Source organism: Glaesserella parasuis (genome assembly GCF_002015085.1).
Taxonomy (GTDB): Bacteria; Pseudomonadota; Gammaproteobacteria; order Enterobacterales; family Pasteurellaceae; genus Glaesserella; species Glaesserella parasuis.
The window spans coordinates 20,053-34,800 of record NZ_MUXW01000012.1; the positions used below are offsets into that span (position 1 = coordinate 20,053).

Below are 14,748 nucleotides of genomic sequence, written 5' to 3' on the forward strand. Positions count from 1 at the left end.
ACCAACTAATTAAGGTGCAGATTTTTATGGCTAAATACACCCAACCTTTTAAACAACAAGTGATCGAATTTTATCTTCAACATAATAAAAATCGCCATTAACTCGTCAGCATTTTCAGGTTAAGGAAACCATATTGAGATATTGGATTAATCAGTATAATCACGCCTCGTGAAAGAACTGCGCCACCAATTTCCGTTTGAGATTTTATTGCAATTGGTTGATTTAAAACGGAGTACGTTCTTTTATCATCTTGCTGAAAAAGACAATAAAAATGCAGTGATTGAGCAAGAAGTTATCAAAATTTATCACAAAAATGACGGTAATTACGGTTATCGCCGTATTACGCTGGAATTAAGAAAAATATAGCTGATTAACCATAAAAAAGTCCAACGCTTACTGCAACAACTTGGGTTGAAAGGGAAAAACAAACGCAAAAAATATCATTCTTATCGTGGCGAAGTCGGCAAAATTGCAGAGAATTTGCTAAAACAGAATTTTCACACTACAGCCCCAAATCAAAAATGGGTCACTGATGTGAGTGAATTTAAGTGTGCAGAAGGTAAACTTTATCTCTCGCCGATTAAGGACTTGTTTAACGGTGAAATTATTGCTTATGATGTGGCAAGAAATCCAAGTTTCGAGCAGAGAAGCCGAATGATGAAGCAAGCTGTGGCAAGGCTTGACGGAGCAACGCCGATACTCTATTCTGACCAAGGTTGGCAATATCAAATGGCAAGTTATCAGTCGATTTTGAAACAAAACGGCATCGTACAAAGTATGTCGAGAAAGGGAAATTGTTTGGATAACAGTGCAATGGAAAGTTTCTTTGGGCGTTTAAAAACGGAATGTTACTTTGGTAAACGGTTTGAGACCTTTGAGCAACTGGAACAAGCTATTCACGAATATATTCATTATTACAATCATGAGCGTATTCAAGTAAGATTAAAAGGACTAAGCCCTGTGGAATACAGAACTCAGTCCTTGAACTAAATTAGTCTAACTTTTTGGGGTCAGATCAGTTTATATCGCATTCGTACGGGATGCCCTTGGCGTGATTTACCTGCTGAATTTGGCTTGTGGAACACGATTTATCGTCGGTTCAATCTTTGGTCTAAAAAGGGTGTTTGGCAAGAAGTGCTAAAATCATTTAGACAACATATTGATTCTGAATGGATTTTTATTAATCGCAGTGTCATCAAGGCTTACCAGCATTCAACAGGCGCAAGCGGTCAAAATCTGCAAGCGATTGGTAAAAGTGTGGCAGGTAATAGCACAAAAATTCATTTAGCGGTAGATAGTTGTAGAAATCCTATTGATTTTGTTCTGACGGGGGGGATGTTCACGACAGTAAAGCTGCGTCTGAGCTTGAGGTATTGTTACCTGACAGTGAGACCATTGTTGCAGACAGAGGTTATGATTGTGAAGCCTTCCGAGCACTTATTTTGACAACAAAAGCAGTTCCGGTTATACCTCGCAGACGAAATTCAAAGGTGGGTAATCAGGATATAGACTGGTGTTTATATCGTTATCGCCATTTAGTTGAAAATGCGTTTGCTTTTTTAAAACAATACCGAGCCATTGCGACTCGGTACGATAAGTTAGCAAGAAATTATGCGGCATCTCTAGCAATGATTTGTTGTATTCGTTGGGGGGAGATTGTTGTTTGGTTAAGATTTAAACTCAAAAGTTCAACAGCCCCTAATAAAGATTAGTTAAATTAGTTGTTAAAATTCAGCAGCTATTTTAAAGATCTAACGAAATTCAGTTATAATTCCATCAACTTTTTTCCATTGACCTAAAACAATGACCCAAACAACCTATTTCGCCACCGCAGCGCGTGGCTTTGAAGAAATGTTAAAAACAGAACTTGAGCAGATTACGCACGCACAATGCAAAGTGGCTCAAGGCGGTGTGCATTTCACCACTGATTTAAAAGGGGCGTATCAAGCGTTATTACATAGTCGCTTGGCTTCCCGTATTTTATTGCCCTTAATCAATACGAAAATTTTCAGCGACAGCGATTTGTATGCGTCTGTGGTTGCTTACGACTGGCAGAGCATTTTCGATCCAAGAGATACCTTTTTCGTGGATTTTAACGGCACAAACCCTGAAATTCGCAACACACAATTTGGTGCAATGCGAGTGAAAGACGGCATTGTCGATTATTTTGAGCGTAAAGGTTTTGCTCGTCCAACAGTGGATAAAATCCGTCCAGATATTCGTTTACACGCCTATTTAAACCGTGAAGAGTTGATTATTTCTTTAGATTTAAGCGGTGAAGCTTTGCATATGCGTGGTTATCGTGAAGAAACGGGGAAAGCACCGTTGCGTGAAACCTTAGCTGCGGCGATTGTGTTGCGTTCGGGCTGGCAAAAAGGTACGCCACTGGTCGATCCGATGTGTGGTTCGGGGACTTTGTTGATTGAAGCGGCTCAAATGCAAGCCAATATTGCCCCACAAATTAACCGTATCCATTGGGGATTTGATAGTTGGAAGGGGCATCAGATCGAACTGTGGAAAAGGGTTTGGCAGGAAGCGAAAGAGGGGGAAATTCTGCCCCCCTCCGCCTTCGGCACCTCCCCCCGCGAGCAGGGGGAGGAAAGCAAAGTGCTATTCTTCGGCTTTGACCTTGATCACCGAGTGCTACAAAAAGCTAAACAGAATGCGAAAAATGCAGGGGTGGCAGATTTAATTCAGTGGCAACAAGGCGATGTGTCGGCGTTGAAAAATCCGATTGCAGAGCAGGTGGGGACGGTGATTTGTAATCCGCCTTATGGTGAACGACTAGGTACAACCCCTGCGTTAATTGCGTTGTATTCTGTCTTTGGGCAACGGTTAAAACAGCAATTTGCAGGTTGGAATGCCTCTATTTTTAGTGGCGAACCTGAATTACTGAACTGCTTACGTCTGCGTTCAGCTCGTCAATTTAAGGCAAAGAACGGACCGCTTGAGTGTGTGCAGAAGAACTATTTGATCAGCGAAAATGCAGACAAGCGGTCAGATCTTGATGAAAATCTGCAATTTAGCCAAAACGCACAAGTTGCCCCTGATTTTGCTAATCGTTTAACCAAAAATATCAAGAAGATCGAAAAATGGGCGAAACAGCAAGGGCTTGATGCCTATCGTTTATACGATGCCGATCTGCCTGAATATAATTTGGCGGTGGATAGATATGGCGATCATATCGTGGTGCAAGAGTATGCCGCACCGAAAAATATTGATGAAAACAAAGCTCGCCAGCGCTTGCTTGATGCAGTATCTGCGACCTTGTATGTCACCGGTGTTGAAACAAATAAATTAGTCTTAAAAGTTCGCCAACGTCAAAAAGGGACTAATCAGTATGAGAAACTGGCGAATAAAGGCGACTATTTCTTCGTGAATGAATATGGGGCGAAGCTATGGGTAAACTTGACGGATTACCTTGATACAGGCTTGTTCCTTGACCACCGCTTAACACGTAAGATGGTCGGCGAAATGGCGAAAGGAAAAACCTTCCTAAATCTGTTTGCCTACACGGGTTCAGCGACAGTTCACGCAGCGTTAAATGGAGCAAAATCGACCACGACAGTAGATATGTCAAACACCTATCTCAACTGGGCGGAACAAAATCTTGAGCTGAACAATATTTCACTACGAAATCACCGCTTGCATCAGGCAGATTGCTTGCAATGGTTAGCGGATTGCCGTGAGCGTTTTGAACTGATTTTCGTTGATCCGCCGACCTTTTCTAATTCAAAACGAATGGAAAACAGTTGGGACGTACAACGTGATCATATTGCCTTGATGAAACAGTTGAAACGCATTTTAACGGCAAACGGCACGATTGTATTCTCGAACAACAAACGTGGCTTTAAAATGGATTTTGACGGCTTGGCTGAATTAGGATTAACGGCGGAAAACATTTCGCACAAAACATTACCGTTGGATTTTGAGCGTAATCCGCATATTCATAACTGCTGGATTGTGAAACATTCGGAATAAATTATGTTAGATATTGTGTTATATGAACCTGAAATCCCACAAAATAGTGGGAATATTATCCGTCTTTGTGCAAACTGCGGTTTCCGTTTGCATATGATTGAGCCACTTGGCTTTGCGTGGGATGATAAAAAATTACGCCGCTCTGGGCTGGATTACCACGAGTTTGTCGATATTCAAAAATATAAAGACTTTGATGATTTTCTTGAGCGAGCAAAGCCTAAACGCCTTTTTGCTTTAACCACCAAAGGCGAGCCTAATCATAGCGATGTGCAGTACGAATTGGGGGATTTTCTGATGTTCGGCCCTGAAAGCCGTGGGATACCGAAAGCGATTTTAGATAGTTTACCAATGTCACAAAAAATCCGTATCCCGATGTGTAAAGATAGCCGTAGTATGAACTTGTCTAATTCCGTTGCTGTTGTGGTGTACGAAGCGTGGCGACAGTTTGGCTATCAAAATGCAGTGCTAAGGCAAGAGATTTGAATTATCGGCGTAATAGACAAAATAGTTGCTAAAAAGTGGCTCAAAGCCTTATAGTACAAGGCTTTAAGCCCTATTTTTTGAAATATGAACAAAAAACTGCCCATTTTGCCAAAGTCAGAAAATAAAGAAACATGATATACAAAATAATACTCAACGTTATTTTTGTAATGAATGTTATAAAACGTTTATCTTAAAATCTAAATTAGATCCAATTAAAATTTGGACTGATTACACATCCGGAAAACAAACCTATCAACAACTTGCTATTAAATATCATTGTTCAATTCAAAGATATATTGATAAATCTCCTAAAACAGCTTTAAAACCACCTTTAAATCGATACTTGAACATCATTATGGATACGACATTCTTCGGTCGTTATTTTGGTGCATTAGTGTTGATGGATTCAAATAACGTCATTTCTCATTATTTTGTGCGAACCGAAAAAGATATTTACTACAAACTTGCTCTGAATAGGTTAAGAGAAAAAGGCTATATCATTCAATCGATTACCGGTGATGGTAGACGTGGTTTGATGAAAGATTTATTTAATACGCCAGTACAAATATGTCAATTTCATATGATGGCAATTGTGATGCGGAAATTAAGAAAAAGGGGCTGACGTAGATTAGCTAGTATGCTAACCTACAAAAATGAAGATAACTCATTGTAAATTAAAGAAATCTATACAGAAGAAACTCCTTGAATTTTTTATGTTAGAAGTAACAGCTCGATCAGCCGCAGATTTGCTAGTTATTCAGCCCAATTCAGCGATCCTGTTTTACCGAAAAATCCGTGAGGTCAATTTAGCTCTTGAAGCAGATGAAGTATTTGACGGACAAATTGAGTTGGATGAAAGCTATTTTGACGGCACTCGCAAAGGTAAACGAGGTCGTGGAGCTGTGGGTAAAACTGCTGTATTCGGGCTTTTAAAGTGTGATGGTAAGGTGTATACCGTCGTTGTACCGAATATTCAATCTGCGACACTTTTACCGATTTTTATCGAAGCTATGATGTTCTTGATGTGAGTGAGTTTAATCATTTTCGTATCAATCACAGTACTCATTTCGCAGAAAAACAAAATCATGTAAACGGAATTGAGAATTTTGGGAACCAAGCTAAACGTCATTTACGGCAAGTTTAACGGTATTCCCAAAGCACATTTTGAGTTGTATTTGAAGGAATGCGAATGGCATTTTAATCACAGTAACTTAAAATCTCAAATTTCCATTTTAAAACAATTAGTTAAGGGCAGCTTAAGTTAGTTATCTAGGACAGCCCCTAAATTTAAAGTAATAGGCAAAAAAATTTATTAAAGTTATATTTTTCTTTAATCTATGTTAAGTCCCTAGATAGCAAACCATCTAGGGACTTTATCTTTATTAACTAATTAACCACTTCTCAACTAATTCTGGCGTTGTTTCTTTGTGTCGCCACATACTGCCTAATTCTGGCTCAGGGAATTTGGTATGGTTATAGCCAACAAATTCACGGAAATCAAACACGGCGTGTGGATAATCATTTAACAGCAAAAATGCCTTGTAGCCATCTTCTGACCAGCAGATCTGAAAACGGCGAGGCTCTTTTAGGGTTTCGGGTTTTACATCGCTGACACGATAGACAAATAAACTATCGACCACAGGTTGAGCTTCCTGATGTAAATCCATTGCGTAGAAATAACCTGTTTCGCCATCATCTTCAAACATCACAACTAAATGTTCGTGCTTAATGGAATGAGCGCCGTTGCGATAGCCTTCTCCTAATACAATATGATCGGTTAGAACTGAATATAACATAAGGTGTCCTCTTTTAATTTTGGTAACATTTTAACATATTCTATCCGATAAATACTTGAGCTACCTTTGAATGTTAGGAAGTCTTTTCAAAAGCGAGTGTAACGTTATGCATTTTGTAGGAATAAAGCGTATCCAAATTGCTTTTCTGTTTCCTCCATTCCAAATTTAATTTAGGTGTAATACCCCATAAATGCCAATCTCGTTTCCAAACTTGTGCAAAAACTGAATAAATATGATCTTGACGAATTTTGCCGAGTGGCAAGATACCACCTAGTATCGCTTGATGTTTAAATTGGCGATGGGTAAAAGAGAAATTTAATTTTGTTGAAATCCCAAAAGCGTATTCTTGCAACCAACCTAAACGTAAATTCTGAATATCAGAGCTGTATTGTCGCTCTTGTAAGCGTTGCTGAGAAAAAGCTGCTCCGAGATAAAAAATTTGTTCGGGATTTCGATACCAAATCAACGTCGTTGAAGCTGTTCGGATATTACCAGCCTGCGGGTTATCTTTGAAAAAACGGCGTTTTTCATATTCAATTTTGCCGTAGGTTTCATTACTCACGCCAAGATAATGCGAACCTATTAGATTAAAATCACGATTAATACCCAAATTATAGGCAAAACCCTGTGCTTTTTGCGGCAACATTCCCGCACCTTTTACAAATCCTGTATTTTCAATGACTGAAGATGATGAAACATTTTCGACATTATCCGTTTTAAGATAGGAAATGCTCGCATCAAATTGCCAACTATTTCTTGAATTGAGAGCATCAATATAACGTTCAATAAGTTGGTATGCCGAAGATGGTAGATTTTTGACACTTTTCACTTTATCAAACTGCACTCTTGCTGCGCTATCTTGTCGATCGGCAAAGAGTACTTTTGCCAATTCCATTCGAATTTAGTTCAGGTCGTTCGCTCAATATTTTTCGGTAAATACGAATAGCAACGTCATAGTTCTGCTGTAAAGCTGATAGTTTAGCTTCTGCATAAGACTTTAATGTCAAATCTTGCTGAGGCTGCTGTTGATATTGGTAAAGTAAAGATTGAATTTGACCGCTATTATTTTGGTAAATAGCTTGTTTTAATTGCTCTTCAAGTGTTGTTACGGAAGCAAAAACAATATTAGAACAACATAAGGCGAGTAAAAAGAAAGAATGCATAAGAATGGTAAAAGTTATATTCAAACCTAGCACGCAAATGCGAACTAGGTTTAACTGCTCAAAGAATTAGTAACGAATACCACCGAATGAAGTATCGTAGCTGTTATCACCACTGAAAGTTGCAATACCTGCTGCTTCTTTTGCACCATTGCCAAATAAGCCACCTTTATAAGTACCTTCTCGTAATAGAGTGGTTGCTTTGCCGCTGAAAGTTGTACCGTTTAATTGGGTTTTGTGCAAGGTAATATCTTGCGCACGTCCATCGGTTAATAGGCTAAATTCAACTTTGCCATCTACCGTTTTTTGATCAAAATCTACATTTAATGTAGTTTTACCACCTTTGGCTGGCTGCCCTGTTGCACCACTTACCCAATAAGCATCGCCTAAGTAAGTTGCACTACCTGAAGGTAAATTTGTTGCAGCGGTTCCTTGATAGCGAACTTCTTTTAGCGTTTTGCTATCGTTTAGCCAAATACCATAGAAAGAGTCATTGTTGTTTTTACCATACAATTCCCCATCAACAGTTTTAGCACCAACATCCCCTTTCGGGCTGTTGGTTAGATCAATATTAGTATTATCTGGTGTTGTCGCTGTACCAGCACCGCCACCGCCGCCACTACAAGCAGTTAATAACCCAGCCAAAATTGCAGAAAGAAGTAATTTTGTCATAAGCACATCCTTTGATAAGTAGAAATAATTAGTTTTAGCCAATTTTAGTTAATAAATAAGTAATTGTTAGCAGCTTTACTTATCTATAACTCTGTTTTTAAGTAAAAAAATGCACAAAATGTGAATAGATGAGTATTAGCAAATAAAAAGGTCAAAATGGCACAGCTTCCTGCGGAAATAACAGATAAATTAATTGGGCAGCGTATTCAGCAAAAGAGAAAGGAATTTGGCTATTCAGCGGAAAAGTTGTCAGAATGTATCAATTTATCCCAGCAACAACTTTCACGCTATGAGCGTGGTGCAAGTAAAATCAACGTTAATCACTTGATTGATATCGCTATTTTCTTTAAAACACCTATTAATTGGTTTTTCCAAGATTGTATTCCTGCAGAATTTACTGAAAAGGAATTAAAAGAGATAGAAATAAACCAAAAATGGGATAGCCTGTCTTGTGTTCAAAAAGAAGCGTTTATCACTTTTCTTGAAACATTAAAATAATTCTGCGAGAGCTTAATAATATTACACCTATTTAGAAAATAAACATTAGCAACAATTTTGTCTACTATGCTTTTTAACTTAAGAAATATAAAAGGCTCTTATAAATTTTTTCCAATATTACATAATCCACTGATTACCAGTGGATTATGAATTGAATTACACGGTATATTTAAAACTCTTTTAATAGATTTACACTTATAATTTCAAGCAGCCTTGATGTTTCCAAACAATTCTCTCGCCCTTTAATAAAGAAACGAGAAGTCATCGCTTTTTCGCCATCGTTGAGGAAAATCTCAACAACAGAACGGTCAAAGAAGATCTCGACATTTTCCAATTTTTCAACTTCGCAATGGCGTTGTTCGCCAAATTGTTTCATCAGATCTGTTTGGTCGGTCGCTGAACGATCTAAGGTGACTAGCCCATTTTCATAACGGAAGGTCAGATTTTGCCCCTGTTCGTTATCAAAGAAACGGATCACAAGCGGTTGATTTTCCACATTAAATTGCAAATAAGCAGTGTCTAGGTTTTCTACTTCCGTAATCCCATTCACACTTAACGACACTTTATCCTGCAATTGTGCAGAAATCTCTTTGACTGGCTGTTGGAAAACTTTGCCCTGTTTAACGGAAAGCTGACGAGGCATTGTCAGCATAGAGTGCCATTTATATTTATCCGTTGGATACATTAAATCTGGCAAGCCAACCCAACCATATAAAATCCCTTCTGCATTCTGTACTGTCTGCGGTGCATAAAAATCAAAGCCATAATCTAGCTCTTCAATATGTTCTGCTGTCAGCGTTGCACCAGTTAATTGACCTAACGCATAGGTGGCGTGGTAATTATTTTGGAAACGTGTCGCTTCACGTAATTTACCCTGTGGCGACCAAACGAACAGATCTTTATCCGCCAATTTGAACAAATCGGGGCATTCCCACATAAATACGTTGCTGTTATCAAAATCATTAATTGCAATTTCAGAGAGCAAACGAGGGGTAGCTTCTAGGTTGTCCATTTCATAGAGCAAGCCTGTGCCTGTTAGATTTTCACGCTGTGCGCCTAATACAAAACGAATTTTGCCTTCTGCGGTAACAAAAGGCTTCGGGTCACGAACGTGTTCCGTATAGCCTTGTGGTGCTTGGTCGATAATACAACGCTTCTCAAGTAATTTGCCCGATTTATCAAAAATAGCAATATTTTGATGTGGCACACGCTGATTATCGCTTGCTCGGCGCGTATTGCCCGTATAAAACGCGACAATCTTATCTTGCCATAAAATCGCCCCACCCGAATAACAGCCGTGGGACTCAAACATTTCATCAGGAATAAGCGGATCCGCTTCGGCAAATGTTTGGAAATCCTTTGTCATCAGATGTTTCCAATGTTTCATTCCGTGCAACGCATCGTAAGGAAACCATTGATAGAAAATATGATATTTTTCACCGTCAAAAATTAAGCCATTTGGATCGTTAAGCAATCCTGTTGGCGGTGCAAGATGATAGGTCGGACGGAAATCCTGATCCAGTTCAACCGCTTGACGAACTGCATCAAGTTCACCGACTTCTTGAGCGTGCAGGCTTTTGTATTTACCTTGATTGAAAATGTGCATAGTATTTTCCTCCTGTGAGGGTTTAGTTCCTTGTACAACCTGATAACATCGTCTACATTCAACCCCAAAGATGTTATTTACAACATTCTTTTGGAAATAAAGACAGATAAATGAAGCAAATGCCATATCACACACAGAGGATTTGCGATGCCCTTTGATTAGGGTTTAAAGAATCATAGTAACCCACAGTATAATTTACATCATTAATATAGCCTTCTGACCAGTTTTTCATAAAATTTCCTCTATTTTTCAATAAAAATTAAATTCTTTTTCTAATATTTACCAACAAACATTTTCTTTAACGTCTTTCATCATCAAAATCATCATCTTCGTCATCAAAAAATTCGCCGTCATCGCCATATTCATCTTCATCACTGTTCGGATCTTCAAAATAAGTTCCCCAGCCTTCATAAACCGCACCCGATTTTTCGATTAACGGCAGTAGCTCTTTTTGTTGAGCGGTAATAAGTTCCGCATCTAGTTTAATTTCGCTAACAATATCGCACACAAACACGAGATCGCCATTCTCTTCTTCCACTTCTTCTGCTTCAGAAATCTCATAGCCCAACTTATAAGCATCTACCACTAACTTTTCGAGTTTATCGAAATCGTGGTGAGCAACGTGGTGTTCGATAATATAAAGGGCTTCAGGATCGCTTCCATCGGCTAATAAAGAGTTGATGATTTCATCGGTTTCTTGGCGTAATTCGGTTAAGTTATACATAAGTTATCCCTCTTGGGTTTGAGTAAAAATTTCGGCGAACCAACTATCTAATTTAGTCGCAAGTTTATCAATACCAATACGATTTAATGCAGAATAGGCTTCGACTTGCACATCGCCTTGAAACGGTAAAATCGCTTCCCGCACCATTTTGACGGTTTTGCTTCTCGCACTTTGGCTAAGTTTATCCGCTTTGGTAAGTAGCAATAATACAGGCAACTCCGCAGATACCGCCCACTCGATCATCTGCTGATCGAGATCTTTCAACGGGTGGCGAATATCCATTAAAATTACCACGCCCCGTAAACATTCACGTTTCTGCAAATACTCACCTAAAGAGCGTTGCCACTGAAGTTTCATCTGCTCAGGCACGGCCGCATAGCCATAGCCTGGTAAATCGACTAATTTACAATTTGGTTCTACTTCAAATAAGTTAATTAACTGTGTACGCCCTGGGGTTTTAGAGGTACGAGCCAAGTTTTTTTGATTAGTTAAGGCATTTAATGCCGTCGATTTCCCTGCATTTGAACGCCCTGCAAAGGCAATTTCCACGCCACTTGGTTTGATTATTCATTTGCAACATGCTGACAAAGAAGGCTGGGGGGGAAATCGCCCTATTGCCTGAATTTAGCCAAGAAACCTTAGCAGAGGCGGAAATTGCAGTTCGCCAATGGATTGAAAAGTGGCTAAATCATCAAGACGATTCTTTAACATCCTATCCACCGTCCGTTGCATTTGGGATTAGACGACAATGTTAAGTAGGCTATGTGATAATGATTAAATAGCAGCCTGTTCAAGAGACGATGCGGTGTAAAATATCCCATCTAAATCACCGCTTTCATCAGATTTCCCGCCTATTATTTCTAACTTTTTTAATAATTGACAATAAAAGTTGAAAAATGCTTGTTATTTTATTCTTTATTTTATGTAAATGTTGTTTTTTTTNNCACCCTGAAAATGTAAATAAAGGTTTATAGCGTTAGAGAAGATTATTATGAATAAAATATTTAGAGTTATTTGGAGTCATGCTCAACAGGCTTGGGTTGTTGTATCTGAATTAATAAAGTCCCATACCAAAACATCCACTTACACGGATAAAAGAGCTCAGGTATGTACCTCACATTATTTTTTAGATAAACAGCAAGATAAATTTAAATTAAGTCTTTTAAGTCTAGTATTACTAGGTATATTTTTTAGTCCAGTAGGTTTAGCAGCAACTGCTAGCACAAGTAACGAAAAACCATATTTTCTAGATGGTGCTAGTGCATCGACTTCAGGATCTGACAACGGTACTATTGGTATTGGTAAAGAGAGTAAGGCTGCGCATGGTGCTATTGCTATCGGTCAGAAGTCAAAAGCTGAAGCTAGGCATAATATTGCGATAGGTTATGAAACACAAGCAGGAAACCACAAAGACCACTCAAACTCTGTTGCGGTAGGCAACAATATTAAAATAGATGGGAAGGAAGCAGTTGCCATCGGGAGTGCTTCAAAAGCGGGAGAGGGATCTGTTGTCTTAGGCAGACAAGCCAGTGCGGGAAAGGTGGAACAAGCAGTTGTAATAGGTCACTCTGCTACTGCAAGTAAGTCAAAATCTATTGTTATCGGGGCAAATGCCAAAGCGGATGGGTATGGCTCCATATCAATCGGTGGAGATGATTTAAAAACAACGAGATATCTACCTGATGATACAGTCCAAGGCCAAGTCCAAGGCCAAGGCCAATCCCAAGACGAATCCAAAAAAACAACTGCGAGTGGTGGAGCCTCTATTGCTATTGGGGGTGGTTCTTTGGCTAAGGGCGAAGGATCTATTGTTTTAGGTCCTTTAGCATCTGCAGATCGTGATGAAGGCATTGCTATCGGTGCGAATAGTAAGTCTACCAATGAGTACGGTATTGCGGTTGGTGGTAGTGCAACTGCTACTGGAAACTACGCCGTTGCTCTTGGTTGGAACTCGAAAGGTGTTGGGACAGATTCCATTGCGATAGGTAAGTCTGCGACAACAGCAGGGTCATCTTCTGTTGTTGTGGGTGCCCATATCGATGTGACAGGTCAAAACTTAGTGGTAGTTGGAAGCCAAGCAACTGCTGAAAGTCATGCTACTGCCTTGGGTTATATGGCCTCTGCTGGTGGTAGGAGCTCTGTTGCTGTGGGTGAAAGAGCCAAAACAAATGGTAGTGCTGCTAGAGCAACCGCACTTGGTAATAATACCGTTGTCACCGTGGGTGGCGGTGTGGCATTGGGTTATGGTTCTAATGCAAGTACAGCTGGCGGTGTAGTGGGGTTAAAACAAAATCATTCTGTCACAACGGGAGAAAGCACTGTCGATAACGGCTTTAAATCTACAGAAAGTGTTGATAACAATCCTAATCCTATTCCTATTGGTGCGGTTTCTGTGGGTAATGACAACATCAAACGCCAAATCGTCAATGTGGCGGCTGGTAAAGAATTAACCGATGCGGTAAACGTGGCACAGCTTAAATCTTTAACCCTGAAAATTGAGGGAAATGAGAATAAGCATAACGGTGTAAATGCTAATTTAAGCAGTGCTGACAGACCTAAAGTCGGCTTGTGGAGTGGTACGCTCAAGGTAAAAGGCGACAACGGTCTTACTTCCCATGCTAGTGGCGATACGATTACGGTTAAATTAACCGATGATACTAAAAGCAAAATTGATAAGATTGACAATTTAGGTTGGAAACTTGCAATTACTCAGGGAGCGGGGGGCAAGCAACTCCAACGGAACATCTTATCAAAATGAGCGATACGGCAACCGTAACCTTTACCGCTGGAAATAATATTAAATTAGAACAAAACAGCGGAAATATTACGATTTCTACGATTGGTAAGTTAATTGAAAAGACTGAATGGAAAAATGGTAATTTGCAAATTACTTATACGGATGGCAGCTCTGATACTATTGCTAAGGGGAAAGACGGTAAAGATGGTGCGAAAGGTGAAGCTGGTCCTAAAGGTGAAGCTGGTCCAGTGGGTCCAGCAGGACCACGAGGACCGCAGGGAACAACGGGTGCTCAGGGACCTAAGGGGGATAAAGGCGAACCAGGAGAAGCGGGTCCAGCAGGACCACGAGGCCCTGCGGGTCCTAAAGGAGATGCAGGTCCAAAAGGTGATACAGGTCAGAGAGGTGAAACTGGCTCTGCGGGTCCAGCGGGACCAAAGGGTGAACCGGGTCCTAAAGGTGAACAAGGTATTCCAGGACCTGCGGGTCCAGCAGGGGCTAAGGGTGACAAAGGTGATACGGGTCCAGCAGGACCACAAGGCCCTGCGGGTCCAACGGGATCACAAGACCCTGCGGGTCCAACTGGAAATTCGGAATTAAAAGGCATTACGTCGATTGCCAATGGTAACGACGCCACCAAGGCGAATGGGGCTAAGATTACCTTGTCTGCAGGTTCTACAGATAAAACAGTTAATGTTAATGATGCGAAAATTACCAATGTGGCGGCTGGTACAGCAGATACTGATGCGGTAAATGTGAGCCAGTTAAATACTAAGGCAGCAGCTTCAAAAACAGAGGTTAAATCAACGGACAAATCGGTTGGCGTTACAGCAAGTAAAGGTGACAAAGATCAAACGATTTATGATTTATCGGTGGTGAAATCTAAATTGAAGGCTGCTGAGGATAAACGTACAGTTACGGCTGAAACCAAGGGCAATGCTTTTGTAACAGGTGAGGAAGTGGCGAATGCCATCAACACCACAACCGCAGCCGCAAGAACTGAAGTTGAAGCGGGTAAAAATGTGAAAGTGACTTCAAAAACGGGGGCAAATGGTCAGAATATTTACAATGTGAGCGTGTCTGGAGATTTA

The 14,748-nt window shown here is 40.1% G+C and carries 10 protein-coding genes and 6 pseudogenes; 10 read left to right on the top strand and 6 right to left on the bottom strand.

Annotation, left to right across the window (positions count from 1 at the left end; genetic code table 11):
• Window positions 1–165 precede the first annotated feature (165 nt).
• The 6 genes and pseudogenes from B0183_RS04875 to B0183_RS04900 form a co-directional block, all read left to right on the top strand.
• Window positions 166–990: pseudogene (locus B0183_RS04875) on the top strand (IS3 family transposase); the annotation flags it as partial.
• A gap of 30 nt (window positions 991–1,020) precedes the next feature.
• Window positions 1,021–1,712: pseudogene (locus tag B0183_RS04880) on the top strand (IS5 family transposase); the annotation flags it as partial.
• A gap of 91 nt (window positions 1,713–1,803) precedes the next feature.
• Complete coding sequence (rlmKL, locus tag B0183_RS04885) at window positions 1,804–3,981, top strand: bifunctional 23S rRNA (guanine(2069)-N(7))-methyltransferase RlmK/23S rRNA (guanine(2445)-N(2))-methyltransferase RlmL (protein ID WP_078208434.1); 2,178 nt, start codon at window positions 1,804–1,806, stop codon at window positions 3,979–3,981.
• Window positions 3,982–3,984: 3 nt separating this feature from the next.
• Window positions 3,985–4,464 carry a tRNA (uridine(34)/cytosine(34)/5-carboxymethylaminomethyluridine(34)-2'-O)-methyltransferase TrmL gene (gene trmL / locus B0183_RS04890; RefSeq protein WP_035496966.1) on the top strand — a complete coding sequence of 160 codons (480 nt, stop codon included), beginning with the start codon at window positions 3,985–3,987 and terminating at the stop codon, window positions 4,462–4,464.
• A 136-nt stretch (window positions 4,465–4,600) separates the two neighbouring features.
• Window positions 4,601–5,086 (top strand): hypothetical protein, encoded by a 486-nt coding sequence (locus B0183_RS13005; RefSeq protein WP_419471281.1) that lies wholly within the window; start codon window positions 4,601–4,603, stop codon window positions 5,084–5,086.
• A gap of 31 nt (window positions 5,087–5,117) precedes the next feature.
• A pseudogene (locus B0183_RS04900) lies at window positions 5,118–5,729 on the top strand (IS1595 family transposase).
• A 117-nt stretch (window positions 5,730–5,846) separates the two neighbouring features.
• Here B0183_RS04900 and B0183_RS04905 read toward each other — a convergent pair.
• From B0183_RS04905 to B0183_RS04915, 3 genes and pseudogenes are all read right to left on the bottom strand, one after another.
• Window positions 5,847–6,260: a DUF2251 domain-containing protein gene (locus tag B0183_RS04905; RefSeq protein ID WP_021119054.1), complete on the bottom strand. Its 414-nt coding sequence runs from the start codon at window positions 6,258–6,260 to the stop codon at window positions 5,847–5,849.
• Window positions 6,261–6,333: 73 nt separating this feature from the next.
• Window positions 6,334–7,423 (bottom strand): annotated as a pseudogene (locus B0183_RS04910) (surface lipoprotein assembly modifier).
• A 66-nt stretch (window positions 7,424–7,489) separates the two neighbouring features.
• On the bottom strand, window positions 7,490–8,092 hold the full coding sequence (locus tag B0183_RS04915) for a transferrin-binding protein-like solute binding protein (RefSeq protein ID WP_021116144.1): 603 nt from the start codon (window positions 8,090–8,092) through the stop codon (window positions 7,490–7,492).
• A gap of 156 nt (window positions 8,093–8,248) precedes the next feature.
• Here B0183_RS04915 and B0183_RS04920 point away from each other — a divergent pair, with 156 nt between their 5' ends.
• Window positions 8,249–8,590, top strand: a complete 342-nt coding sequence (locus B0183_RS04920) for a helix-turn-helix domain-containing protein (protein WP_021119057.1) — start codon at window positions 8,249–8,251, stop codon at window positions 8,588–8,590.
• Window positions 8,591–8,759: 169 nt separating this feature from the next.
• Here B0183_RS04920 and B0183_RS04925 read toward each other — a convergent pair whose 3' ends face one another.
• The 3 genes and pseudogenes from B0183_RS04925 to yihA all read right to left on the bottom strand — a co-directional run.
• Window positions 8,760–10,196 (bottom strand): glycoside hydrolase family 32 protein, encoded by a 1,437-nt coding sequence (locus B0183_RS04925; RefSeq protein WP_078208436.1) that lies wholly within the window; start codon window positions 10,194–10,196, stop codon window positions 8,760–8,762.
• 298 nt (window positions 10,197–10,494) lie between these two features.
• Window positions 10,495–10,920, bottom strand: a complete 426-nt coding sequence (rraB, locus tag B0183_RS04930) for a ribonuclease E inhibitor RraB (RefSeq protein ID WP_021116147.1) — start codon at window positions 10,918–10,920, stop codon at window positions 10,495–10,497.
• 3 nt (window positions 10,921–10,923) lie between these two features.
• A pseudogene (gene yihA / locus B0183_RS04935) lies at window positions 10,924–11,475 on the bottom strand (ribosome biogenesis GTP-binding protein YihA/YsxC); the annotation flags it as partial.
• A gap of 23 nt (window positions 11,476–11,498) precedes the next feature.
• Between yihA and B0183_RS04940 the strand changes: the two are divergent.
• The 3 genes and pseudogenes from B0183_RS04940 to B0183_RS13010 form a co-directional block, all read left to right on the top strand.
• Window positions 11,499–11,675: a hypothetical protein gene (locus tag B0183_RS04940; RefSeq protein ID WP_234802033.1), complete on the top strand. Its 177-nt coding sequence runs from the start codon at window positions 11,499–11,501 to the stop codon at window positions 11,673–11,675.
• Window positions 11,676–11,911: 236 nt separating this feature from the next.
• On the top strand, window positions 11,912–13,678 hold the full coding sequence (locus B0183_RS04945; RefSeq protein WP_078208437.1) for an ESPR-type extended signal peptide-containing protein: 1,767 nt from the start codon (window positions 11,912–11,914) through the stop codon (window positions 13,676–13,678).
• Window positions 13,675–14,748: pseudogene (locus B0183_RS13010) on the top strand (hypothetical protein); the annotation flags it as partial. The gene B0183_RS04945 and the pseudogene B0183_RS13010, both read left to right, overlap by 4 nt.